Source organism: Cupriavidus nantongensis (assembly GCF_041726985.1).
Lineage (GTDB): Bacteria > Pseudomonadota > Gammaproteobacteria > Burkholderiales > Burkholderiaceae > Cupriavidus > Cupriavidus nantongensis_A.
The window spans coordinates 2,337,229-2,362,045 of sequence record NZ_CP168303.1; the positions used below are offsets into that span (position 1 = coordinate 2,337,229).

Annotated in this window: 19 protein-coding genes; 10 read left to right on the forward strand and 9 right to left on the reverse strand. The window is 68.7% G+C overall.

The window, feature by feature from the left end; genetic code table 11:
• Positions 1-212: 212 nt before the first annotated feature.
• The 4 genes from ACEI37_RS22020 to ACEI37_RS22035 all read right to left on the reverse strand — a co-directional run bounded on the left by ACEI37_RS22020 (position 213) and on the right by ACEI37_RS22035 (position 5,061).
• The gene (locus ACEI37_RS22020; RefSeq protein ID WP_373378146.1) at positions 213-650 is read right to left on the reverse strand and encodes a universal stress protein; all 438 of its coding nucleotides are present in this window, start codon (positions 648-650) and stop codon (positions 213-215) included.
• A 231-nt stretch (positions 651-881) separates the two neighbouring features.
• Positions 882-1,385 carry a DNA-deoxyinosine glycosylase gene (locus ACEI37_RS22025; RefSeq protein WP_373378147.1) on the reverse strand — a complete coding sequence of 168 codons (504 nt, stop codon included), beginning with the start codon at positions 1,383-1,385 and terminating at the stop codon, positions 882-884.
• Positions 1,386-1,487: 102 nt separating this feature from the next.
• A complete protein-coding gene (htpG, locus tag ACEI37_RS22030) occupies positions 1,488-3,389 on the reverse strand; it encodes a molecular chaperone HtpG (RefSeq protein ID WP_373378148.1) in 1,902 nt (633 codons plus the stop codon).
• A gap of 118 nt (positions 3,390-3,507) precedes the next feature.
• A complete protein-coding gene (locus ACEI37_RS22035; protein ID WP_373378149.1) occupies positions 3,508-5,061 on the reverse strand; it encodes a PLP-dependent aminotransferase family protein in 1,554 nt (517 codons plus the stop codon).
• Between the two features lie 84 nt (positions 5,062-5,145).
• Here ACEI37_RS22035 and ACEI37_RS22040 point away from each other — a divergent pair, with 84 nt between their 5' ends.
• The 7 genes from ACEI37_RS22040 to ACEI37_RS22070 all read left to right on the forward strand — a co-directional run bounded on the left by ACEI37_RS22040 (position 5,146) and on the right by ACEI37_RS22070 (position 10,697).
• Positions 5,146-5,823, forward strand: a complete 678-nt coding sequence (locus ACEI37_RS22040) for a VOC family protein (protein WP_373378150.1) — start codon at positions 5,146-5,148, stop codon at positions 5,821-5,823.
• 31 nt (positions 5,824-5,854) lie between these two features.
• Entirely contained in the window at positions 5,855-6,568 is a 714-nt protein-coding gene (locus tag ACEI37_RS22045) for an alanyl-tRNA editing protein (protein ID WP_373378151.1), read from the forward strand.
• A complete protein-coding gene (locus ACEI37_RS22050; protein WP_373378152.1) occupies positions 6,565-7,227 on the forward strand; it encodes a LysE family translocator in 663 nt (220 codons plus the stop codon). The genes ACEI37_RS22045 and ACEI37_RS22050 overlap by 4 nt, the downstream gene beginning before the upstream one ends.
• Before the next feature lie 38 nt (positions 7,228-7,265).
• Positions 7,266-8,264, forward strand: a complete 999-nt coding sequence (locus tag ACEI37_RS22055) for a DMT family transporter (RefSeq protein ID WP_373378153.1) — start codon at positions 7,266-7,268, stop codon at positions 8,262-8,264.
• A gap of 11 nt (positions 8,265-8,275) precedes the next feature.
• Positions 8,276-8,743: a RidA family protein gene (locus ACEI37_RS22060; protein ID WP_012353394.1), complete on the forward strand. Its 468-nt coding sequence runs from the start codon at positions 8,276-8,278 to the stop codon at positions 8,741-8,743.
• A 75-nt stretch (positions 8,744-8,818) separates the two neighbouring features.
• Entirely contained in the window at positions 8,819-10,003 is a 1,185-nt protein-coding gene (locus tag ACEI37_RS22065) for a PLP-dependent aminotransferase family protein (protein WP_373378154.1), read from the forward strand.
• Between the two features lie 49 nt (positions 10,004-10,052).
• Complete coding sequence (locus ACEI37_RS22070; protein WP_373378155.1) at positions 10,053-10,697, forward strand: glutathione S-transferase family protein; 645 nt, start codon at positions 10,053-10,055, stop codon at positions 10,695-10,697.
• Between the two features lie 28 nt (positions 10,698-10,725).
• Here the strand turns inward: ACEI37_RS22070 and ACEI37_RS22075 are convergent, their stop codons facing one another.
• The gene (locus ACEI37_RS22075; protein ID WP_373378156.1) at positions 10,726-11,379 is read right to left on the reverse strand and encodes a LysE family translocator; all 654 of its coding nucleotides are present in this window, start codon (positions 11,377-11,379) and stop codon (positions 10,726-10,728) included.
• Between the two features lie 413 nt (positions 11,380-11,792).
• On the opposite strand from ACEI37_RS22075, the gene ACEI37_RS22080 reads away from it, so the two are divergent.
• Together ACEI37_RS22080 and ACEI37_RS22085 are read left to right on the forward strand one after the other, a co-directional pair.
• Positions 11,793-13,475: an L-lactate permease gene (locus ACEI37_RS22080; protein WP_373378157.1), complete on the forward strand. Its 1,683-nt coding sequence runs from the start codon at positions 11,793-11,795 to the stop codon at positions 13,473-13,475.
• Positions 13,476-13,655: 180 nt separating this feature from the next.
• Positions 13,656-15,485 (forward strand): ABC transporter ATP-binding protein, encoded by a 1,830-nt coding sequence (locus tag ACEI37_RS22085; protein WP_373378158.1) that lies wholly within the window; start codon positions 13,656-13,658, stop codon positions 15,483-15,485.
• A gap of 166 nt (positions 15,486-15,651) precedes the next feature.
• On the opposite strand, the gene parC is transcribed toward ACEI37_RS22085, so the two are convergent.
• From parC to ACEI37_RS22100, 3 genes are all read right to left on the reverse strand, one after another.
• A complete protein-coding gene (parC, locus tag ACEI37_RS22090) occupies positions 15,652-17,994 on the reverse strand; it encodes a DNA topoisomerase IV subunit A (RefSeq protein WP_373378159.1) in 2,343 nt (780 codons plus the stop codon).
• Positions 17,995-18,073: 79 nt separating this feature from the next.
• Entirely contained in the window at positions 18,074-18,895 is an 822-nt protein-coding gene (locus tag ACEI37_RS22095; RefSeq protein ID WP_373378160.1) for a lytic transglycosylase domain-containing protein, read from the reverse strand.
• Positions 18,896-18,991: 96 nt separating this feature from the next.
• Positions 18,992-20,983, reverse strand: coding sequence for a DNA topoisomerase IV subunit B (locus ACEI37_RS22100; protein ID WP_373378161.1), 1,992 nt, complete (start codon positions 20,981-20,983; stop codon positions 18,992-18,994).
• Positions 20,984-21,329: 346 nt separating this feature from the next.
• Between ACEI37_RS22100 and ACEI37_RS22105 the strand changes: the two genes are divergently transcribed.
• Positions 21,330-22,541 (forward strand): MFS transporter, encoded by a 1,212-nt coding sequence (locus tag ACEI37_RS22105; RefSeq protein ID WP_373378162.1) that lies wholly within the window; start codon positions 21,330-21,332, stop codon positions 22,539-22,541.
• A gap of 168 nt (positions 22,542-22,709) precedes the next feature.
• On the opposite strand, the gene ACEI37_RS22110 is transcribed toward ACEI37_RS22105, so the two are convergent.
• On the reverse strand, positions 22,710-24,644 hold the full coding sequence (locus tag ACEI37_RS22110; RefSeq protein ID WP_373378163.1) for an ATP-binding cassette domain-containing protein: 1,935 nt from the start codon (positions 24,642-24,644) through the stop codon (positions 22,710-22,712).
• Between the last annotated feature and the right edge of the window lie 173 nt (positions 24,645-24,817).

A 24,817-nucleotide genomic window follows, 5' to 3' on the forward strand; every position in this document is an offset into this window, starting at 1 on the left:
TTTGAAACCATGGCGGGTGCGCCAGCCGCCGGCATTGTGACAGAAAGGTGCGGCGGCGGGCCGGCGCAGGCGCCGGACAGGGCTGCGGACAAGGCTGCGGACAGGCCCTCAGGATGCCAGAAGCGCCTGGCGGCGGCAAAAAAGCGGCCCCGGCCGCGCCGGTGTCGCAACCGGTGCCCCGGGGCCTGCTGGTTTGCCGCGCGTCGCAGGTGCTAGCGATAGACCAGCACCGGGATCTTGCTGTGCGTCAGCACCTTCAGCGTCTCGCTGCCGATCAGCATGCCCTGAATGCCGCGCCGCCCGTGCGATGCCATCACGATCAGGTCGCAGCCTTTGTCCTCGGCGGTCTTGATGATGGCTTCGTAGGGGTGGTCGTTGACGGCATAGGCGGTGTCGCACGGCACGCCCGCTGCGCTGGCTTCCTCGGCGCGCTCGCGCAGGTACTGCGTGGCGCCGGCCGCGGCTTCCCTGACGTAGGTTTCGCGCGTGTCCTCCAGCATCTCGACCTGGTAGGTCAGCACGTGGTAGTTCGGACAGACGCGCACCGCGGTGGTACGCGCCCCCATGTCCCGCGCCAGCGCGAGCGCCTTGCGGAACGCCGATTCAGACAGGTCGGAGCCATCGACCGCCAGCAGGAGATGCTTGAACATGATTGCCTCCTTGCCTGCAACTTTGCCGGCTCAGGCAACTCACTTCCGATGCATTCGCGCCATGCGTCAGAAAGTGCGAGCCCGCAAGGCGCACAAGGAGCGGCCGATACTCCCGGTTTGGAATCATGGGCCGGCCCGATTCCAGTATAGGTGCGCGATGGCCCACGGCAATCCGGAACGCGTCACTTCCGGGCAGGCCGATTCCATACACGCAATGCGGCGACAAGCCTCTCAGTCCAGCAGGCTGCGCCACAGCGCCAGCTTCTGCTCGAAGCTGCGCGCGGCATGCGCCGGGCTGGACGATGGCAGCACCACGGTCTCGTAGCCCTGCGCGGCAAACTGCGGCGCAAAGCGGCCGGAGGTGCCGCCATTGAAGCCGATGCGCCGCAGCGACGGCGCCAGCGCGCGCAGGCGCGTGAAATCATTGGCCTGCGGATAACGGATATTGCTGTCCAGGCTGCCTTCGCGCTGGCACGCGCCCAGCACGTCCCACACGCCGATGCGATGCGCCAGCAGCCGCACCAGCCGTTCGGCATAGGGGAGTTCCGCCAGCGGCTCGCCGGTCAGCGCGCCCAGCAGCGGCCAGAACTGGTTGCGGGGATGAGCGTAATACTGGCGTGCGGCCAGTGACGCGGCACCGGGAAAGCTGCCCAGCACCAGCACGCGGGTATGGGTGTCGATGACGGGGGGCAGGCCCTGGTGGAGGTCGGGTTGAGGTAGGGAGGTGTCGGGCATGGCAAGAACGCAGGGCCTCGCTCGGGCTGCTGACAGTGCAAAAACTGCGATGGTGGTCTCCCTCTCCCGCAAGCGGGAGAGGGGAGCGAACAATCGCCTTCGTCAGGCCAGCAGCTTGTTGACGCGCTGCACGTAGGCCGCGGGATCTTCCAGCATGCCGCCCTCGGCCAGCAGCGCTTGGTCGAACAGCACCTGCAGGCGGTCGCTGAAGGCGTCGCCTTCCGGAAGGTCACGCAGCTTCTTCACCAGCGCGTGTTCCGGGTTCAGTTCCAGGATCGGCTGGGCGTCCGGCGCCTTCTGGCCGGCCTGCTTGAGCAGGCGCTGCAGGTAGCCGCTCATGTCGCCCTCGTCCGAGACCAGGCACGATGCCGACTCGGTCAGGCGCAGCGTCACACGCACATCCTTGGCCTTGCCGGCGAGCACGGCCTTGGCGCGCTCGACCACGTCCTTCCAGTCGGCCTCGGCCTTTTCCTGCTCGGCCTTCTCGGCCTCGTCGGCGAGCTTGCCCAGGTCGAGGTCGCCGCGCGCCACCGACACCAGCTCCTTGCCTTCGAACTCGCGCAGGAACGACAGCATCCACTCGTCGACACGGTCGGTCAGCAGCAGCACCTCGATGCCCTTCTTGCGGAACACTTCCAGGTGCGGGCTGTTCTTGGCGGCGGACCAGGTGTCGGCCGTCACGTAGTAGATCTTGTCCTGCCCTTCCTTCATGCGGCCGACATAGGCCGCCAGCGACACGTTCTGCTCGGCGGTGTCGTTATGGGTCGAGGCGAAGCGCAGCAGCTTGGCCACGCGTTCCTGGTTGGCCTGGTCTTCGCCGGCGCCTTCCTTGAGCGCCTGGCCGAACTGCTGCCAGAAGGTGTCGTACTTGGCGCGCTCGGCTTCGTCCTCGCTGTCCGCCATCGATTCCAGCATCGACAGCACGCGCTTGGTGCAGCCCTCGCGGATCGCCTTGACGTCGCGGCTTTCCTGCAGCAGTTCGCGCGACACGTTCAGCGGCAGGTCGGACGAATCCACCACGCCCTTGACCCAGCGCAGGTAGCCCGGCAGCAGCTGCTCGGCGTCGTCCATGATGAAGACGCGCTTCACGTACAGCTTGAGCCCGGCCTTGTGGTTGCGGTCCCACAGGTCGAACGGCGCGCGCGCCGGGATGTACAGCAGCTGGGTGTATTCGCTGCGGCCTTCGACGCGGTTATGGGTCCACGCCAGCGGCGCCTCGTTGTCGTGCGCGATATGCTGGTAGAAGGCGGTGTACTGCTCGTCGGTGATGTCGGACTTGGCGCGGGTCCACAGCGCGCTGGCCTGGTTCACGCTCTCCCACTCGTCGGTGCGCTTGTAGCTGCTGGCCTCGGCGTCCCACACTTCCTTGGGCATGCGGATCGGCAGCGAGATATGGTCCGAGTACTTCTGGATGATGCTCTTCAGGCGCCACGCCGACAGGAAGTCGTCCTCGCCCTCGCGCAGGTGCAGCGTAATGGTGGTGCCGCGCTCGGCGCGCGCGATCGCGTCGACGGTGAACTCGCCGTCGCCGGCGCTTTCCCAGCGCACCGCCTCCTCGGCGCCCAGGCCGGCGCGGCGCGTTTCCACGGTGACCTTGTCGGCGACGATGAAGGCCGAATAGAAGCCGACGCCGAACTGCCCGATCAGCGCCGCGTCCTTCTGCTGGTCGCCGGACAACTGCTGGAAGAATTCCCTGGTGCCCGAGCGGGCGATGGTGCCGAGGTTGCGGATAGCCTCGTCGCGGCTCATGCCGATGCCGTTGTCGGTGATCTTCAGCGTGCGCGCCTTGGAATCAGCCTCGATGCGGATGGCCAGGTCGGCGTCGTTCTCGAGCAGGGACGGATTCGCAATCGCCTCGAAGCGCAGCTTGTCAGTGGCGTCCGAAGCATTCGAGACCAGCTCGCGCAGGAAAATTTCCTTGTTGCTGTACAGCGAGTGGATCATCAGGTGCAGCAGCTGCTTCACTTCCGCCTGGAAGCTCATCGTCTCGTGCGGTGCGTTCATGGTTCTCCTCTTGAAAACAGGCGAATCTGGATGGGTTGGGTGGCCGCCGGGGCCGTGCCGGCAAAAATAGGGACGTCCGGGCCATTTTCAAGACCCGGGGTTGCGGCAAGCGCCCCGACTACAGCCGTTCGAGCTGCCGCGCCAGGAAGCGCAGCATGTCGGGGTCGCCGCTGCTGGCGACGTTGAAGCGCATCCAGCCCGACGGCATCTGCGACGGCGAAAACAGGCTGCCCGGCGCGAACAGGTAGCCCTCTTCGTGGCCGGCGGTGGTAATGGCGTTGGAATCGCGCCCGGTGTCGGCCCACAGGTACATGCCGGCATGCTGCCCCGGGAACAGGCGCAGGCCCAGCCGCTCCAGCTCGCGCCGGGTCTCGTCGCGGGCGCGGTCGAGCCGGGTGCGCACGCGCTCGACGTGCTTGCGGTAATGCCCTTCGGTCAGCACCTTGTACAGCACCCGCTCGTTGATCTCTGGCGTAGCCAGCCCGGCCAGCAGCTTGCTGTCGGTCAGCGCCGCGACCGTCTCCGGATGCGCGGCGACAAAGCCGACGCGCAGGTTGGCTGCCAGCGTCTTGGAAAAGCTGCCCAGGTAGATCACCCGGCGCAGCTGGTCCAGGCTGGCCAGCCGGGTGGCGGCGTGGCCGGGCGGGCACAGGTCGCAGTAGATGTCGTCCTCGACGATCAGGAAGTCGTACTGCTCGGCCATGCGCAGCAGCTGGAACGCCTTGGCGGCCGACAGCGAGGTGCCCGTCGGGTTGTGCAGCACCGAGTTGATGACGAACAGTTTGGGGCGGCGCGCCTGCACGATGCGCTCCAGCGCCTCCAGGTCCGGCCCTTCGCCGGTGTAGGGCACGCCGATCACCTGCGCGCCCTGCGCGGCAAAGCGGCCGAACATCACGAACCACGCCGGGTCGCCCACCAGCACCGCGTCGCCGGGCTGCAGGTAGAGCCGGGCGATCAGGTCGAGCGCCTGGGTGATGCCCGAGGTCAGCACGATCTGCTCGGCGCCGGCGCGGATCTCCAGTTCTTCCAGCCGGGTGCGCAGCTGCTGGCGCAGCGGCAGGAAGCCCTGCGGCGTGCCGCTGGCGAGAAAATGGTTGCCGGGCTGGCGGCCGAGCCCGCGCAGCGCGCTGGCGATCAGCTCGCCGTCGAGCCAGTCGTTGGGCAGGAAGCCCAGCCCCGGCGCCTTGTGCGCCTCGGCGGTATGGAACATGCTGCGCAGCAGCCAGGTCACGTCGATCTTGCGCGCCGCCGGCGCATCGGGCGAGACCGGGGCCGCCGGCGCGGCCGGGGCCCGCTCGCGCACGTAGAAGCCCGAGCCCCGGCGCGATTCCAGGTAGCCCAGCGCCACCAGCCGCTCGTAGGCCTCGACCACGGTAAAGCGCGAGATGCCCTTCTCCTGCGCCAGCTGCCGGATCGACGGCATGCGCATGCCGGCGCGGAACACGCGCTCGTCGATGCGCATGCGCGCCCATTCGGTCAGCTGCTCGACCAGCGTCATCTGCGCCGACGGCACCGGGTCCGGCAAGCGCGCGGTGGAGGACGGCAGCACCAGCTGCAGCGCGCGCGCCGGCGCGGCGCCGGCTGGGGCTTGCGTGCCGCCTCGGCTATCCTTCTGGCGGGCCGCGGCGGCGCTGTCGCCGCCGGCGTCGCCCTTGCTGGATTGGGCATCCATGTGCTGCTCCTGCAACTGTACTGAAGACGATCCGCTCAACTGTACCGGTACTGTACCGAGTACCTTGTCTACCATCAAGCCAAGATGAAGCTAGCCCTCGATCACCTCGTCGTTGCCGCCCCTGACCTCGACACCGGCACGGACTACGTTGCCGGCGTGCTGGGCATTGCGCCCCAGGGCGGCGGCGCGCATGCGGCCATGGGCACGCACAACCGCGTGCTGGGCCTGTTCGGCGGCATCTACCTGGAAGTGATCGCGATCGATCCGGCCGCCGCCGCGCCGGCGCGGCCACGCTGGTTCGGCCTGGACAGCGAAGCGGTCCAGCAACGGCTGCGCGACGGCCCGTTCCTGCTGCACTGGGCCGCGCGCGTGGAACGGCCAGCCGACCTGAGCCGCTGGCAGGCGCAGTATCCCGAACGCATCGCCCCCGTCATCCCCATGAGCCGCGGCGGCCTGCACTGGCGCATCACCGTACCGGCCGACGGCAGCCTGCCGGCCTGGCCCGGCGAAGCCGGCAGCGCCGGCGACGGCGCGCTGCCGAGCCTGATCCAGTGGGACGTGGCCGCCTACCCCGGCGCCAGCCTGCCGCGGCAGGACCTGGCGCTGCGCCGGCTGTGCGCGCGCCATCCCCGCGCTGAACTGCTGCGCCAGGGGCTGGACTGGCTCGGCGCCGGTCCTCTGATCGCCGTAGAGCAGCACGACGGCCAGCCTGAACTGACTGCCGAAATCGAAACCGCGCAGGGCATCCGCACCCTGCGCTAGCCATCCTCATAACAAGTCCAGGGAGCCCCCGATGTCCGCCACCCGCAAGCGTTTCGACGAAGACCCGTACCTCGACCACTGCGCCGCCACCGTGCTGGCCGTCAGCCCCGAGGGCATCGAGCTCGACGAGACCGTGTGCTATGCGCGCAGCGGCGGCCAGGCCGGCGACACCGCCACGCTGACGCTGGCCGACGGGCGCTCCGTGGCCATCGTCGACACGGTCGACGCCGACGACCGCCGCCGCATCCTGCACGTGCCGGCCACCGGGGCGCCGCTGCCGCGCGTCGGCGAGCGCGTCACCGTGGCGATCGACTGGGACCGCCGCCACCGGCTGATGCGCCTGCACACCTGCCTGCACCTGCTGGGCTCGCTGATCCCGGTGCCGGTGACCGGCTGCGGCATCTCGCCGGACAGCGCGCGCATCGACTTCGACCTGCCCGAATCGACGCTCGACAAGACCGATCTGACCGAGCGCCTGAACGCGCTGATCCGCGCCAACACCGCGGTGCGCACCACCCTGATCACGCCGCAAGAGCTGGCCGCCCAGCCCGACCTGGTGCGCACCATCGGCGCCGCGCCGCCGGCGGGCACGGCCAGCATCCGCATCATCGAGATCCCCGGCGTCGACCGCCAGCCGTGCGGCGGCACGCATGTGGCCAACACCGGCGAAATCGGCGCGGTGGTGGTGACGAAGATCGAAAAGAAGAGCCGCACCAACCGGCGCGTGGCGGTGGCGTTCGCATGACCGCTTCGGCATTGCTCACGGACTTGCTCACCGGCCTGAGCGGGGCGCAGTTCGCGGCGCTGCTGACGCTGCTGACGGTCGGCCTGTTCACGCCCGGACCCAACACCACCATCGCCGCGGTGAGCGGGGCCAACTTCGGCCTGCGCGCAACGCTGCCGCATTGCGTCGGCGTCGCCTTCGGCTTTGCCAGCATCCTGGCGCTGTGCGCGCTGGGCGTGGGCGCGCTGGTGCTGGGCCAGCCCGCGCTGGCCGCCGCGGTGCACGCAGCCGGCGTCGCCTACCTGCTGTGGCTGGCGTGGAAGATCGCGCGCAGCGCGGCGCTGGCCGAAAAGCAGGTGCTGCGCCCGCTCAGCGTGTGGCAGTCCGCGGCGCTGCAGTACGCCAATATCAAGGCCTGGATGCTGGCGCTGGCGGTGGCGGCGTCGTACATGGCGGGCGCGGCGTCGCCGGTGCAGCGCGTGCTGCTGGTATGCGGCGTGTTCGGCGTGCTGGGCTTCGTCAGCAACGGCCTCTATGGCGCGGTGGGCGCGTCGCTGCGGCAGTGGTTGCAGCACGGCCAGCGCGTGCGCTGGTTCAACCGCGCCATGGGCGCAGCGCTGGCGCTGACGGCGCTGTGGATTGCGGTCGGCGCCCGCCCCGGCATTCCCGCGCCAGCCTGAGCACGCGCTCGACACCCCTGACAACACCGAGGCCAACCATGCCCGCCAGCCGCCCCGCTCCGCAAACGCCCTTGTCATCGACGCTACCGCCGGCTCCCGCCGTGCCGGCCTCCGGCGGCATGCTGCTGGGCCTGATCGGCGTGGCGATCTTCAGCCAGACCCTGCCCTTCACGCGCATGGCGGTGGCGGAGCTGGACCCGGTCTTCGTCGCGCTGGCGCGAGCCGTGCTGGCCGCGCTGCTGGCGCTGGCGCTGCTGGCCTGGCGCGGCGCGCTGCGCGCGGGCCGGCGCCCCAGCGGCGGGCAATGGGCGCGGCTGGCCGTGACCGCCCTGGGCGTGGTGGCGGGCTTTCCGCTGTTTTCTTCGCTGGCCATGCGCGAGGTGCCGGCCAGCCACGGCGCCATCGTGATCGGGCTGCTGCCGCTGGCGACCGCGGTGTTCGCCGCGTGGTTCGGGCGCGAGCGGCCGTCGCCGGCGTTCTGGCTGTCGGCGCTGGCCGGCAGCGCGCTGGTGGTGGGCTTTGCCGTGTGGCAGGGAGCCGGCGGCCTGCAGCATGCCGACTGGTTCCTGTTCGGCGCGGTGCTGCTGGGCGCGCTCGGCTATGCCGAGGGCGGCAAGCTGTCGCGCGAGCTGGGCGGGCTCGAAACCATCAGCTGGGCGCTGGTGGTATCGCTGCCGGTGCTGGTGCCGGTGGTGGCCTGGCTGATGCTGCGCGACCTGCCGGCGATCGCCGCGGCGTCGCCGCGGGCCTGGGGCGGCATGGCCTATGTTTCGGTGTTCTCGATGTTCGTCGGCTTCCTTTTCTGGTACGCCGGCCTGGCAAAAGGCGGCGTGGCCCGCGTCGGCCAGATACAATTGCTGCAGCCGTTCCTGACGCTGGCGGGCGGCGCGCTGATCCTGTCCGAGCCGCTCGACGCTGCCACCATCGCCTTCGCGGTGGCGGTGATTGCCGTCGTGGCCCTGGGCCGCCGCGCCGCCGTGCAGCAACCCGCACCTGCGCCGGAACCCTCACCGATCCTTCCCGGACGCATTCACTGACTGGAGCCTACATGTCCCAAACCTCGGTCTACGATACCCTTGCCCGCCTCGGCATCGAACTGCCGGCCGTCAGCGCCCCCGCCGCCGCCTACGTGATGGCCGCGCAGACCGGCAACACCGTGTTCCTGTCCGGCCATATCGCGCGCAAGGACGGCAAGGTATGGACCGGCAAGCTGGGCCAGGACATCGACACCGACACCGGCAAGGCCGCCGCCCGCGCCGTCGCCATCGACCTGCTGGCGACGCTGCATGCGCATGTCGGCGACCTGAACCGCGTCACCCGCATCGTCAAGGTGATGAGCCTGGTCAATTCGACCACCGACTTCACCGAGCAGCACCTGGTCACCAACGGCGCCTCCGAGCTGCTGGCCGAGGTCTTCGGCGACAAGGGCAAGCACGCGCGCAGCGCGTTCGGCGTGGCGCAGGTGCCGCTGGGCGCGTGCGTCGAGATCGAACTCATCGCCGAAGTGCAGGGCTGAAGCTTTATCGTTGACTGAGCGGCAGGTCGTTGCCGTGCCGCTCTCCCAAGAATCACCGCAGACTAGAGACACATCATGAAATGGGCCATCTCCCGCCGGGCGCAGCAACTCACCAGCTCGGCCATCCGCGAAATCCTGAAGGTGACCGAGCGACCGGAAGTCATTTCGTTCGCCGGCGGCCTGCCGTCGCCGGCGTCGTTCCCGGTAGCGGCGATGGAAGCCGCGACGGCCCGCGTGTTCGCCGACAACCCGCAGGCGGCGCTGCAATACGCCGCGACCGAAGGCTACCTGCCGCTGCGCGAGTTCGTCGCCCGGCGCCATGACGTGTCGGTCGAGCGCGTGCTGATCACCACCGGCTCGCAGCAGGCGCTGGACCTGATCGCCAAGGTGATGATCGACCCGGGCAGCAAGGTGATGGTGGAAACCCCCAGCTACCTCGGCGCGCTGCAGGCGTTCTCGCTGTTCGAGCCGGAATTCGTCTCGATCCCCAGCGACGACAAGGGCCTGCTGCCCGAGGCGCTGACACCCGAGCTGACCGCCGGCGCGCGCTTCCTGTACGCGCTGCCCAACTTCCAGAACCCGACCGGGCGCCGCCTGCCGCTGGAACGCCGCCAGGCGCTGGTGGCGCGCGCGCAGGAACTGGGCGTGCTGCTGGTCGAGGACGATCCCTACGGCGCGCTCAGCTACACCGGCGACCAGCTGCCGAGCCTGCTGTCGATGAACCCGGACGGCGTGATCTACATGGGCTCGTTCTCGAAGGTACTGGCCCCCGGCATGCGCCTGGGTTACGTGATCGCCCCGCCCGAGCTGCATTTCAAGCTGTGCCAGGCCAAGCAGGCCTCGGACCTGCACACGCCCACGTTCACGCAGCGGGTGGCCTACGAGACCGTGCGCGACGGCCTGCTCGACACGCACATCCCGACCATCCGCGAGCTCTACGGCAAGCAGTGCCAGACCATGCTGGATGCGCTCGCGCGCCACATGCCCGAGGGCGTCAGCTGGAATACCCCCGAAGGCGGCATGTTCATCTGGATGGAACTGCCCGAGGGGCTGGACAGCATGGTGATCCTGGAGGAAGCGGTCAGGCGCAACGTCGCCTACGTGCCGGGCGCGCCGTTCTACGCCAACAACCCGAAGCGCAACGCGCTGCGCCTGGCCTTCGTCACGGTGCCGGCGGAGCGCATCGAACAGGGCGTGGCGATCCTCGGCGAGCTGTTCCGCGAAGCCATTGCCGCGGCGCGCCAGCCGCGCGCGGCCTGAAGCCACGGATAAACGGGCAAACGCGGGCGCACCTGACTTGGGAGACGACATGTTGCGTATCTGGGGCCGGCTTTCCTCCATCAACGTGCAGAAGGTGGTCTGGTGCGCGCGCGAGCTGCACCTGGACCATGAGCGCATCGATATCGGCGTGACCAAGGGCGACCTCGACACCGAGGCCTACGTGCGCCTGAACCCCAACCGCCAGATCCCCGTGATCGAGGATTTCCGCGGCACGGATCTCGGCGGCGAGCCCTTCGTGCTGTGGGAGTCCAATGCGATCGTGCGCTACCTGTGCGCGCGCTACGGCGAGGGCACGCTGTGGCCCGAGGACGTCAAGGCACGCGCCTCGGCCGACCGCTGGATGGACTGGCAGACCACCGCCTTCAGCCCGGCGATGGTGACGGCGTTCCTGAACCTGGTGCGCAAGCCCGAAGCCGAGCGCGACCCGGCCGCCATCGAGGACTCGTGCGAGCGCACCGAGCCGCTGGCAGCGCTGCTGGACCGCGCGCTGGCCGGGCGCGAATTCATCGGCGGCGACCGCTTTACCATGGCCGACATCTCGCTGGCCTGCGCCGCGCACCGCTGGATGGGACTGCCGCGCCAGCACCAGCCGCGCCCCGAGCTGGAGCGCTGGCTCAACGCCATGCGCGCCCGCCCCGCCGCGGGCGGCATCCTGGAACTGCCGCTGCGCTGAGCCGCGGCAGTTTTTTTACCCCGCCCTGCTACTTCGGCGCGCGCGAACCCGACGCCGCCGTGAATACCCCCAGCCCGATAAAGGCCGCGCCGGTCAGGTAGCGGCCCAGCGCGCGCGCCCGGCCGGCGCGGCGCAGCGCCGGCATCACCGCGGCGGCGGCCATCACGTAGCAGGCGTCCGTGGTCGCAGCGATCAGCACGAAGGCCACGCCCAGCGCCAGGCTCTGCGCCAGCGCCGAGCCCGCCGGGTTCATGAACTGCGGCAGGAAGGCCGCGAAGAAGATCGCGGTCTTGGGGTTCAGCAGCGCCACCACGAAGCCATCTCGCACCACCTGGCGCAGGCTGCGCGGCGACACTTCCGGGCTGTCGCCAGCGGCGCTGGTGCCGGCGCCGCGCAGCGCGCGCAGGCCCAGCCAGATCAGGTAGGCCGCGCCGGCGTATTTGACCACCGTGAAGGCCAGCGCCGAGACCGAGAACAGCACCGCCAGCCCCAGCGAGGCGCCGATGGCATTGCCCAGGTTGCCCAGCGCCACCGCGCCGATCGAGGCCAGCCCGGCCTGCCGGCCCTGCGCCAGCGTGCGCGTAACGATATAGACCACGGCCGGGCCCGGCGTGATCGCCAGCGCGAGGCTGGCCACCACGAAGGCCGTCAGCAGCGGCCACGGCGGAAGGAATTCAGTCATGGGAACCTCGCCTCGAAGTGGGATGGCGCCGGCGGTGTGCCGGCGCGCTGCCCGCCAGTATGGCGCCATGGCCGCGCCCGCGCCAGCGGGCGGCAATCGTCGCCAACGCCAGTCCTGCGGGCGCACGGCTGACTTGCATACTTTTGCAACGGGCGCCGTTTAGAGTACTCTGGCCGGGTGTGCCGCAAGGGCCCCATGTGCACCGCCATGCTCTCCGGGCAAACCCTGATCCCTGAATGTGGCTCATCGCGATCATGACGCGATGTACGGCGGGCGCCGGCAAGCCCTTTTTTAAAATCCTTGTTCTTTGCCGGCGCGGCGGATACCGCACGCCGGTGCAAAGCGCATGCGGGGAGTTCCAGGGCACGCAGATCGCCAGGGCGCCCGAGCCAAACCAGAGGAGGATTTCGATCGTGTGGAGTCAAGTCTATGACCCGCTAGGCAATATGGCGCTGTCGACCATTGCCGCGGGCATTCCCGTCGCCGTGCTGCTGGCAGCGCTGGCGTTCTTTCATATGCAGGCCCACCTGGCCGCGGGCCTGGCGCTGCTGATCGGCATCGTGGTGGCCTCGACCGTGTTCGGCATGCCGGCGGCCATGGCGGGCAAGGCAGCGGGGCTGGGCATCGTCTCCGGGCTGTTCCCGATCGGCTGGATCGTGCTGAACATCATCTTCCTGCACCGGCTGACCACGCTGAACGGATCGTTCAAGGTCTTGCAGAACTCGATCTCCGGCATCACCGAAGACCGCCGCCTGCAACTGCTGCTGGTGGCGTTCAGCTTCGGCGCCTTCTTCGAGGGAGCGGCCGGCTTCGGCACGCCGGTGGCCGTGACCGGCGCGATCCTGATCGGGCTGGGCTTCTCGCCGCTGGCGGCTTCGGGCCTGGCGCTGATCGCCAACACCGCGCCGGTAGCGTACGGCGCGCTGGGCGCGCCGATCATCGGGCTGGCGTCGGTGACCGGGCTGGACCTGCTCGACCTGTCGGCGATGATCGGCCGGCAGCTGCCGTTCTTCTCGGTGATCGTGCCGTTCTGGCTGATCTGGGCCTTCGCCGGCTTCCGCGGCATGCTGGCGATCTGGCCGGCGATCCTGGTGGCGGGCGTGAGCTTCGCCATCCCGCAATACCTGGTGTCGAACTTCCACGGCCCGTGGCTGGTGGACGTGATCGCCGCGCTGGTGTCGATGGGCGCGCTGACGCTGTTCCTGAAGGTCTGGCATCCGAAGCAAATCTGGACCTCGACCAAGATCCTGGGCCGCCACGACGACTCCAAGGTCGACCACCCCGAGGCGCTCGAAGCCGACGCCCGCGCCAGCGCCGCCTCGGCCGGGATCTCGGTGGCCAAGGCCTGGATGCCGTGGGTGATCCTGACGGTGTTCGTGTTCGTCTGGGGCATTCCCGAGTTCAAGAAGCTGATGGACAGCCTGTGGGCCTGGAAATTCCCGGTGCCGGGCCTCGACAAGGCCATCGTCAAGGTGCCGCCGGTGGTGCCCAAGGAAGTCATCGAAGGCGCGGTGTTCAACTTCAACGTGCTGTCGATGGCCGGCACCGGCATCTTCGTCTCGGCCATCGCCGGCGGCCTGCTGATGGGCTACTCGGTGCCACGGCTGTTCAAGGAGTACTGGGAAACCGTCAAGCTGGTGCGCTACTCGCTGCTGACCATCTGCGCGATGTTCGGCGTCGGCTACCTGACCCGCTACTCGGGCCTCGACGCCACGCTGGGCCTGGCCTTTGCCCACACCGGCGTGTTCTACCCGCTGTTCGGCACCATGCTGGGCTGGCTGGGGGTGGCGCTGACTGGCTCGGACACGGCCTCGAACGTGCTGTTCGGCGGCCTGCAGAAGACCACCGCCGAACAGCTGGGGCTGTCGCCGGTGCTGATGGCATCGGCCAACAGCTCGGGCGGCGTGATGGGCAAGATGATCGACGCGCAGTCGATCGTGGTGGCCTCGACCGCGACCAAGTGGTACGGCCACGAGGGCGACATCCTGCGCTACGTGTTCTTCCACTCGATCGTGCTGGCAATCCTGGTGGGCCTGTTCGTGACGCTGCAGGCCTACGTGCCACCGTTCACGCATATGGTGATCCACCACCCCTGACGCGCTTCCACGCCCCTGCCGCGTCAGGGTTTTCGGCATGGCGTTTCAGACAAGGCCCCGCCCCCGGCGGGGCTTTTCCGTTGGGCAAGGCGCGTATCATGTTGCGTCTGATCCGCCGCAAGCGCCCGGCATCCCACCAGGACGAGCGGGCGTGCCGTGGCACACAACGGGAACCCCGCCATGTTGCGTCGCCTGGAAAGACTGATCGATCCCTTCCGCCATATGCCCGACCGCGAGCCGCCGGGCCAGGTGCTGCGCTTCTACACGTGGTACCTGCGCGAGGTGTGGGGCGTGTTCGTGCTGCTGTTGCTGGTGGGCCTGGTCGGCGCGCTGATCGAGGTGGCGCTGTTCAGCTTCCTCGGCCGGCTGGTCGACATGGCCCAGACCACGCCCGGCGCCGAGTTCTTCAGCCGGCACCGCAACGAGCTGGTGTGGATGGCGGTGGTCGCGGTGCTGCTGCGCCCCATCTTCTTCGGCCTGCACGACGTGCTGGTGCACCAGGTGATCAGCCCCAGCCTGTCCAACCTGATCCGCTGGCAGAACCACCGCTACGTGCTCAAGCAGAGCCTGTCGTTCTTCCAGAACGACTTTGCCGGGCGCATCGCCCAGCGCATCATGCAGACCGGCTTTTCGCTGCGCGACTCCGCGGTGCAGGCGGTCGACGCGCTGTGGCACGTGGCGATCTACGCGGTCAGTTCGCTGGTGTTGTTCGCGCAGGCTGACTGGCGCCTGATGATCCCGCTGCTGCTGTGGATCGTCTGCTACGTGGCCGCGCTGCTGTACTTCGTGCCGCGCGTGAAGCAGCGCTCCGTGGTCGCCACCGAATCGCGCTCGCGGCTGATGGGGCGCATCGTCGACGGCTACACCAATATCACCACGCTCAAGCTGTTCGCCCATACCCGGCAGGAAGAAGACTACGCGCGCGACGCCATGGCCGAGCAGACCGAGAAGACGCGGCAGGCCGGGCGCATGGTCAGCGGCATGGACGTCACCATCACCGCGATGAACGGCGCGCTGATCGCCGGCACCACCGGGCTGGCGGTGTGGCTGTGGAGCACCGGCCATGTCACCACCGGCGCGATCGCGCTGACCACCGGGCTGGTGATCCGCATCAACAATATGTCGGGCTGGATCATGTGGGTGGTCAACGGCATCTTCGAGAACGTCGGGCAGGTGCAGGACGGCATGAAGACCATCGCGGTGCCGCGGCAGGTCACCGACCGCGCCAACGCGCAGCCGCTGCGCGTCACGCACGGCGAAGTCCGCTTCGAGCAGGTGGGGTTCCACTACGGCAAGGGCTCGGGCGTGATCGAGGGCGTCAACCTGACGGTGCGCCCGGGCGAGAAGATCGGTCTGGTCGGTCCTTCGGGCGCCGGCAAGTCGACCCTGGTCAACCTGCTGCTGCGGCTCTACGACGTCGAGCGCGGACGCATCCTGATCGATGGCCAGGACATCGCCACGGTGACGCAGGAAAGCCTGCGCGCGCAAATCGGCATGGTCACGCAGGACACCTCGCTGCTGCACCGCTCGATCCGCGAGAACCTGCTCTACGGCAAGCCCTCGAGCACTGATGCCGAACTCGCCGCCGCGCTGCACCGCGCCCGCGCCGACGAGTTCATTCCGCACCTGGTCGATGCCCACGGCAACACCGGGCTCGAGGCGCAGGTCGGCGAGCGCGGCGTCAAGCTGTCAGGCGGGCAGCGCCAGCGCATCGCGATCGCGCGGGTGCTGCTCAAGAACGCGCCGATCCTGATCCTGGACGAAGCCACGTCCGCGCTGGACTCCGAAGTGGAAGCCGCGATCCAGGAAAGCCTGGAAACGCTGATGCAGGGCAAGACCGTGATCGCCATCGCGCACCGGCTCTCGACCATCGCAAGGATGGACCGGCTGGTGGTGCTGGACCACGGGCATATCGTGGAAAGCGGCACGCATGCGGAATTGCTCGCGCATGGAGGGCTGTATGCGCGGCTGTGGGCGCATCAGACGGGAGGGTTCGTGGGGGTCGACTGACCCCGCTTGTTTTCTCCCCTCTCTCGCGTGCGGGAGAGGGGCCGGGGGAGAGGGCAGGACTCCGGCAAGCATGAAAGCGCGTCACTTCGTGGACTCGCCGGCCCTCTCCCCCGCCCCTCTCCCATAAATGGGAGAGGGGAGACAACACTCGCTTCGGCAAACTCGGTCAGTTGCCGCCGCCCGGCACCTCCACCCGCACCGGATCGATCCTCGGCTCCTTCAGCTTCGCCTCGAGCGGCTTGCCCTTGCGCGCGCGCTTGCCCACGTATGGCAGCAGCGCCTGCCCGGCCAGCTTCTGCGACGACGGCTTGCCGCCGCGGCCCGCGCCGGACAGCACCAGTCCTGGCGCACCTACGGCGACGGCCTGCAGCAGTTTCTCCTTGGGTTCCAGCTCCATCAGGATCACGCCGCGGCCGCCGGCGGACAGTACCTTGACTTCATCCAGCGCCACCAGCAGCAGGCGGCCGTTGCCGGACAGGCAGGCCGCGTGCGTGGCCTCGTCGCCGATCGGCGCGGGCGGCAGCGGGGTATCCCCGTCGTCCAGCGTCAGGAACGACTTGCCGCCCTTCTGCCGGCCGGTCATGTCGCCCACCGTGGTCTGGAAGCCGTTGCCGCTCGCGGTGGCGATCAGTACGCGCTGGCTGGCGCTGCCGGCAAAGGTGTGCGCCACCTGGCTGCCGGATTGCAGCTCGATCAGCGTGGTGATGGGGACCCCGTCGCCGCGCCCGCCTGGCAGGCTCGAGACCGGCACGGAGTAGACCCGGCCGTTGGTGCCGAACACCAGCAGCACGTCGACGGTGCGGCAGTCGAAGGTGTTGTACAACGCATCGCCCGCCTTGAACGTGAACTGCTGCGGATCGTGGCCATGGCCCTGGCGCGTGCGCACCCAGCCCTTCTGCGACATGATCACCGTCACCGGCTCGTCGATCACGCGCACCTCGGCCGCGGCGCGGCGCTCTTCCTGGATCAGCGTGCGGCGCGGGTCCTTGTCTTCCGGGCTGAACTGCTTGGCGTCGGTCTCGATCTCCTTGATGATGCGACGGCGCATCATGGTCTCGGACTTGAGCAGCACGTCCAGGTCGGCCTGCTCTTCGCGCAGCTCCTTCAGTTCCTTCTCGATCCGGATCGCTTCCAGGCGCGCCAGCTGGCGCAGCCGGATTTCCAGGATGTCCTCGGCCTGGCGGTCGCTCAGGCCGAAGGCCTCGATCAGCGCGGGCTTGGGCTCGTCGCTCTCGCGGATGATGCGGATCACCTCGTCGATATTGAGCAGCACCAGCATCCGGCCTTCGAGGATATGGATGCGGTCCTCGACCTTGCCCAGGCGATGGCGGGTGCGGCGCGTGACGGTATCGAAGCGGAACGCGATCCACTCGCCCAGGATCTCGCGCAGGCCCTTCTGGCGCGGACGACCGTCGGTGCCGATCATCACCAGGTTGATCGGCGCCCCGGATTCCAGGCTGGTATGCGCCAGCAGCGTCTGGATGAACTCCTGCTGGCCGATGTTCTTGCTCTTGGGCTCGAACACCAGCCGCACCGGCGCGTCCTTGCCGGACTCGTCGCGCACCGCGTCGAGCACCGCCAGCACGGTGGCCTTGAGCTGCTGCTGGTCCGGCGTCAGCGCCTTCTTGCCGGTCTTGATCTTGGGGTTGGTGATTTCCTCGATCTCTTCCAGCACCTTCTGCGCCGAGGTATTCGGCGGCAGCTCGGTCACCACCAGTTGCCACTGGCCGCGTGCCATTTCCTCGATGGTCCAGCGCGCGCGCACCTTCAGGCTGCCGCGGCCGTTCTCGTAGATCTGGGCAATGTCCGCCGCCGGCGAGATGATCTGGCCGCCGCCGGGATAGTCCGGCCCCGGCATCAGCGCCAGCAGCTCGGTCAGCGCGATATTGGGGTTGCGGATCATCGCCACGGTGGCGGCGGCGACCTCGCGCAGGTTGTGCGGCGGGATTTCGGTGGCCATGCCCACCGCAATGCCCGAGGCGCCGTTGAGCAGCACGAACGGCAGCCGCGCCGGCAGCAGCTTCGGCTCTTGCATCGAGCCGTCGTAGTTGGGGATGAAGTCGACCGTGCCTTCGTCGATTTCGTCGAGCAGCAGCCGCGAGATCGGCGTCAGGCGGGCTTCGGTGTAGCGCATCGCCGCGGCGCCGTCGCCATCGCGCGAGCCGAAGTTGCCCTGGCCGTCGATCAGCGGGTAGCGCAGCGAGAAGTCCTGCGCCAGCCGCACCAGCGCGTCGTACGCAGACTGGTCGCCGTGCGGGTGGAACTTGCCCAGCACGTCGCCGACCACGCGCGCGGACTTGACCGGCTTGGCGTCGGCGCGCAGCCCCATCTCGTGCATCGCGAACAGGATGCGCCGCTGCACCGGCTTCTGGCCGTCGGCCACCTCGGGCAGCGCGCGGCCCTTGACCACGCTGACGGCGTAGTCCAGGTAGGCGCGCTCGGCGTAGCGGGCCAGCGTCAGCGAATCGGCCGGCTCTTCAGGTTGAAACGTGATGTCTTGTTGTTCCATGGATAGGCAAGGATTCGGCGCGCCACGCGTCGGACCTCGACGGCCGGCGCACCGGTTGCTTGTGATTCTTGGGTGCCGGTCAGGGCATGGGCCGGCGCGCGCCGATCACCATCTTCACGCGCGGGCCGGCGCCATCGCCCGGGCCGGCGCCGGCGCTGGCGCGCGTGAGCACCACGCCCTGCTGCGGCTGGTACAGCCGGTAGAACTGCAGCACGGTGCTGACATACTGCCGCGTCTCCGGATAGGGCGGGATGCGATTGTTGTAGCGCTGCACCGCGCCCTCGCCGGCGTTGTACGCCGCCAGCACCAGCTCGAGGTTGCCGGGGAACTGCCGCATCAGCCAGCTCAGGTAGCGCACCCCGGCCGTGATGTTGGTGCGCGGATCGGCCAGCTTCTGCTCGATGGTGCGGCGCGCATCGGCGCTGACGCCAAAGCGCGCGCCGGTGTCGGGAATCACCTGCATCAGGCCGATCGCGCCCTTGGGCGACACCGCCGCCGGGTTGAAGCCGGACTCCACCGCCATCACCGCCTTGACCAACGCGGGATCGACATCCTGCTTGCCGGCGATCTGGTGGATCAGCGGCTCGACGGTCTTGATATTGGGATGGTTGAGGACGTAGCGGTACAGCTTGTGCTGCTCGAGGTCGATGTCGAGGTCGATGTCACCGCGCGCCGCCTGCGCCTGCCGCGCGGCCAGGCGCCCCGTGTCCAGCCTGCCGCCGTCCTTCATGAACAGCTTGTAGCGCGCGTCGAGCTTCTGGTCGGCGAAGTGCGCCACGCCATCGGCATCGATAAAGCCCCACAGCTCGGCGTGCGCCGCCGGCACGCAGGCGAGCCCGGCCAGCGCCAGCAGGACTGCGGTAGCCTTGCGCCAGGGATTGCCGGGGGTTCTCGTCTTCATCGTGCGTTCCAGAGTAGGCGGACCGGAGCGGGCATTATGCGCCAATCGGGGCGGGCTGGCACCGGAGCGGCCGCAGCCGCGGCGCGGCGCCCGGGCTCAGATATCGGCCTCGACCTCGTTGCCCTTCTCTTCCAGCCAGCTGCGGCGTTGGGCGGCCTCGCCCTTGCCCATCAGCATGTTCATCATCTCGACGGTCTGCGGCAGGTCGTATTCGCCCAGCATCACGGGCAGCAGGCGTCGCGTGTCGGGGTTCATGGTGGTTTCCCACAGCTGCTCGGCGCTCATCTCGCCCAGGCCCTTGAAGCGCGAGATCTGCCACGAGTTTTCCTTGACGCCGTCCTTGAGCAGCTTGTCCTGGATCGCTTCGAGCTCGCCCTCGTCCAGCGCGTACAGCTTCTGCGCCGGCTTCTTGCCGCGCGCCGGGGCATCGACGCGGAACAGCGGCGGACGCGCCACATAGACGTTGCCGGTCTCGATCAGCTTGGGGAAATGCCGGAAGAACAGCGTCAGCAGCAGCACCTGGATATGCGCGCCGTCGACATCGGCGTCGGACAGGATGCAGATCTTGCCGTAGCGCAGGTTGGACAGATCGGGCTCGTCGTTGGCGCCGTGCGGGTCCACGCCGATCGCCACGGCGATGTCGTGCACCTCGTTGTTGGCGAACAGGCGGTCGCGCTCGGTCTCCCAGGTGTTCAGCACCTTGCCGCGCAGCGGCAGGATGGCCTGGAATTCCTTGTCGCGGCCCATCTTGGCCGAGCCGCCGGCGGAGTCGCCCTCGACCAGGAACAGCTCGTTGCGGGTCACGTCGGTGGACTCGCAGTCGGTCAGCTTGCCGGGCAGCACGGCCACGCCGGAGCCCTTCTTCTTCTCGACCTTCTGCGCCGCGCGCGTGCGCGCCTGGGCCTGGCGGATCACCAGCTCGGCCAGCTTCTTGCCGTACTCGACATGATGGTTCAGCCACAGCTCCAGCGCCGGGCGGCTGAAGGTGGACACCAGCCGTACTGCGTCGCGGCTGTTCAGGCGTTCCTTGATCTGGCCCTGGAACTGCGGGTCCAGCACCTTGGCCGACAGCACGAACGAAGCGCGCGCGAACACGTCCTCGCTCATCAGCTTGACGCCCTTGGGCTGCAGCGCATGCATCTCGATAAAGCTCTTGACCGCCTGGAACAGCCCTTCACGCAGGCCGGACTCGTGCGTGCCGCCGGCCGGCGTGGGAATCAGGTTGACGTAGGACTCGCGCACCGGCGCGCCGTCCTCGGTCCAGGCCACTACCCATGAGGCGCCTTCGCCGTCGGCAAAGCCTTCCTCGCCGGGGTTGGCGTCGGGGTCGGCAAAGTGCTCGCCCTCGAACATCGGGATCACCAGTTCAGAGCCGCTGCCTTGGGCCAGCGCTTCGACCAGATAGCCCTTCAGGCCCTGGTCGTACTGCCAGGTCTGGCGCTCGCCGGTCTTTTCGGTCACCAGCGTAACCTTGACGCCCGGCAGCAGCACGGCCTTGCTGCGCAGCAGGCGCTGCAGCTCGGCCAGCGGGATCGCGGCCGAATCGAAATACCTGGCGTCCGGCCACACCTGCACGCGCGTGCCGTTCTTCTTCTCGCCGCGCTCGAGCTTGCGCGAGGCCAGCGGCACGGTCACGTCGCCGCCCGAGAAGGTCAGCGTCGAGCACATGCCGTCGCGCCACACGGTCACGTCCAGCTGCGTCGACAGGGCATTGGTCACCGACACGCCGACGCCATGCAGGCCGCCGGAAAAGGCATAGGCGCCGCCCTTGCCCTTGTCGAACTTGCCGCCGGCATGCAGCCGGGTAAAGACGATCTCGACCACGGGCACGCCCTCTTCCGGGTGGATGCCCACCGGGATGCCGCGGCCGTCGTCTTCCACGCTGAGGCTGCCGTCGCGATGCAGGGTCACCAGGATCTCGGAGCCATGGCCGCCGAGGGCCTCGTCGGAGGCATTGTCGATCACCTCCTGCACGATATGCAGGGGGTTGTCGGTCCGGGTGTACATGCCGGGGCGCTGCTTGACCGGCTCCAGGCCCTTCAGGACCCGGATGGAAGATTCGCTGTACTGACTGGTTTTGCTCGCCATGGAGTCGCTACGAAAGTGATGGTCCCGGCTGCCGCGAGGCGCACAACTGTGCACGCGCCGGGGCACCGGGCACTGCATTGTAATGGAAGCGCGCGACGCCAATCCCGCAGAAAAAGCGCACCTGCCCCGCGGCCCGTGCCGGTCCGGCTTGCCGGGCCGCCGATAGTTTTTGCCGGGGCGCCGCGGGTGCGGGCGACGCCGTACGCGTTTTGCCGAGGCGGAGTAAACTGCCCACCACCCGGCCCCGGCAAGCCTGATTGCCGTTCCGGCGCGGTAAAACAACAAGCACAGACAATCCTGTCGGCGCCGCCCCACCCGGCGCGGCCGCCGCACACCGAGCCAAGACATGCAGAACCGACAACTCTCCCTGACCACCGTGCTTGTGTGCGGTGGCTTGCTGGTCACGCTTTCGATGGGCATCCGGCATGGCTTCGGCCTGTTCAACCTGCCGATCACGCAGGCGCACGGCTGGAACCGCGAAACCTTCGCCTTTGCGCTGGCCCTGCAGAACCTGATGTGGGGCGCCAGCCAGCCCTTCGCCGGAGCCCTGGCCGACAAGTACGGCGCGCTGCGCATCATGCTGGTGGGCGTGGCGCTGTACGTCGCAGGGCTGGTGGTGATGGCGCTGGCGACCAGCGGCACCGCCTTCGCCACCGGCGCCGGGGTGATGATCGGCATCGCCCAGTCCGGCACCACCTACAGCATCGTCTATGGCGTAATCGGCCGCGTGGCCAGCCCGGAAAAGCGGGTCTGGGCCATGGGCATCGCCGCCGCCGCGGGCTCGTTCGGCCAGTTCCTGATGATCCCGGTGGAACAGGGGCTGATCTCCGGCCTGGGCTGGCAGAACGCGCTGTACGTGATGGCGCTGATGGCGTGCGTGATGCTGCCGCTGGCGCTGACCCTGCGCGAGCCGCGCGAGGCCGCCCACACCGGCGGCCACCACCAGACCATCGGCCAGGCCATCCATGAAGCCTTCGGCAACCGCAACTTCCAGCTGCTGACGCTGGGCTACTTCGTGTGCGGCTTCCAGGTGGTCTTTATCGGCGTGCACCTGGCGCCGTACCTGAAGGACCAAGGGCTGACCGATCCCAAGGTGGCCGTGGTGGCGCTGGCGCTGATCGGCCTGTTCAATGTCTTTGGCACCTATACCGCCGGCGCAATGGGCCAGCGCCTGCCCAAGCGCTACCTGCTGGCGGCGATCTACCTGGCGCGCTCGGTGGTGATCGCCGCCTACCTGCTGCTGCCGCTGACCGTCGCCAGCACCTGGGTGTTCGCGGCGGTGATGGGTTTCCTGTGGCTGTCGACGGTGCCGCTGACCAACGGCATCATCGCGCAGGTGTTCGGCGTGAAATACCTGTCGATGCTGTCCGGAGTGGTGTTCTTCTCGCACCAGATCGGCAGTTTCCTGGGCGCATGGCTGGGGGGCTATCTGTATGACCGCACCGGGGGCTACAACACGGTGTGGCTGATCGCGATCGCGCTCGGGGTGCTGGCGGCACTGGTCAACCTGCCGATCCGCGAGCAGGCGGTGGTGCGGGCGCAGCCGGCGGCGGCGTGATGGGCACGGCCCAGGCGCGCATGGCGAAGGCAGCTGGGCTCGCGGTGCTGGCCGGGGTGCTGGCGCTCGGGTTCGTCGGTTACCTGCGGCCGGGCTTCATGGTCGACCTGACCAATATGGTGCTGGCGTGGTGCGGGTGAGGGCCGGCGCTTGCCGGACCCTCAGGCCTCAGGCGCCTTCGCCCTTCGACTTCGCCTCCAGCACTTCCCAGCGCTCCAGCGCTTCCAGCAGTTCCATCTCGATCTCGTCGTGCCGCGTGCCCAGCTGCGCCGCCTTGCCGGCATCGCTGACATAGAGCGAGCCATCCTCCAGCTGTGCCGAGATCGTCTTCTGCTCGGACTCCAGCGCGGCAATGCGCTCGGGCAATCCGTCCAGCTCACGCTGTTCCTTGTACGACAGCTTGACCGTCCGGTTGGCCCCGCGCGCCTCGCGCGACTCCTTGCTTTTGGCCGGCTCCGCCAGCTTCTGCTCCGCCGGCTTGCGCGCCGCCTGCAGCGCCGCGCTGCGTGCTGATTGCTCGACCCAGTCGGAATAACCGCCCACCGATTCGCGCCAGACCCCATCGCCTTCGGCGGCCAGCGTCGAGGTCACCACGTTGTCGAGGAAGGCGCGGTCGTGCGACACCAGGAACACGGTGCCGCCGTAGTCCTGCAGCAGTTCCTCCAGCAGCTCCAGCGTGTCGATGTCGAGATCGTTGGTGGGCTCGTCCAGCACCAGCACATTGGCCGGCCGCGCAAACAGCCGCGCCAGCAGCAGCCGGTTGCGCTCGCCGCCCGACAGCGACTTGACCGGCGAGCGCGCGCGCTCGGGCGCGAACAGGAAGTCGCCCAGGTAGCTCATCACGTGCTTGCGCTGGCCGTTGACCTCGACCCAGTCGCTGCCCGGGCTGATGGTGTCGGCCAGCGATTTTTCCAGGTCCAGCGCGGTGCGCATCTGGTCGAAATACGCCACCTGCAGGTTGCTGCCGTTCCGCACGGTGCCGCTGTCCGGCGCCAGTTCGCCCAGGATCAGCCGCAGCAGCGTGGTCTTGCCAGCACCGTTGGGGCCGATCAGGCCGACCTTGTCGCCGCGCATGATGGTGCCGGTGAAATCCCGCACCACTACCTTGTCGCCATACGCCTTGCTCACGTCGGTCAGCTCGGCCACGATCTTGCCGGAGCGGTCGGCCTGCGACACCTCCAGCCTGACGTTGCCCTGCACCTCGCGGCGCGCGGCGCGCTCGTTGCGCATCGCCACCAGCCGCTGGATGCGCGACACGCTGCGGGTGCGGCGCGCTTCCACGCCCTTGCGGATCCACACCTCTTCCTGCGCCAGCAGCTTGTCGAACTTGGCCTGCTCGACCTGCTCGGCGGCCAGCATTTCTTCCTTGCGCGCCTGGTAGGCGGCGAAGTTGCCGGGAAAGGACACCAGCCGCCCGCGGTCGAGCTCGACGATGCGCGTGGCGACGCGATCGAGGAAGGCGCGGTCGTGGGTGATCAACAGCACGCTGCCGCGGAACTGCAGCAGCAGGTCTTCCAGCCAGCGGATCGCCTCCACGTCGAGGTGGTTGGTGGGTTCGTCCAGCAGCAGGATGTCGGGCTCGGCCACCAGCGCCTGCGCCAGCGCCACGCGCTTCTGCAGCCCGCCCGAGAGCGCGTCGACGCGCGTGTGCGAATCCAGCCCCAGCCGCGCCAGCGTGGTTTCCACGCGGGTGCGCAACTGCCAGGCGCCGGCCGCGTCGAGCTCGGACTGCAGCCGGTGCAGCTCGGCCAGCGCCGCTTCGTCGTCATGGTGCTCGGCAACGCGGTCGGCGGCGGCCTCGTAGCGCACCAGCAGGTCGTGCGCGTCGCCCATGCCCTGCGACACCGCGTCGAACACGGTGATACCGGGCGCGAACTGCGGCTCCTGCGGCACGTAGGCGCTGGTCACGCCGCTCTGGCGGGCAATCAGCCCGTCATCCGGTGCCGACAGCCCGGCCACGATCTTTAGCAGCGAGGACTTGCCCGAACCGTTGCGCCCGATCAGCCCCACGCGCTCGCCGGCCTCCAGCGAAAAGTCGGTGTGATCGAGCAGGGCCACGTGCCCGAAGGCAAGCTGGGCGTCGGTAATGGAAAACAGGGCCATGGGAAGGAAGGCGAGACAGCGAGGAAAGAAGGGGACGGGCCGGCGGCGCGGGCGCGCCCGGCGGCAGCCCGCATTGTAGACGACCGGCAGCGGGAGCCGGCTGCACAAAAAAAGAAGGGCCCGCGCACTGCGGGCCCAAGAGTCTCTCCTCGGTGCCCTGCTCGCAAGGCACG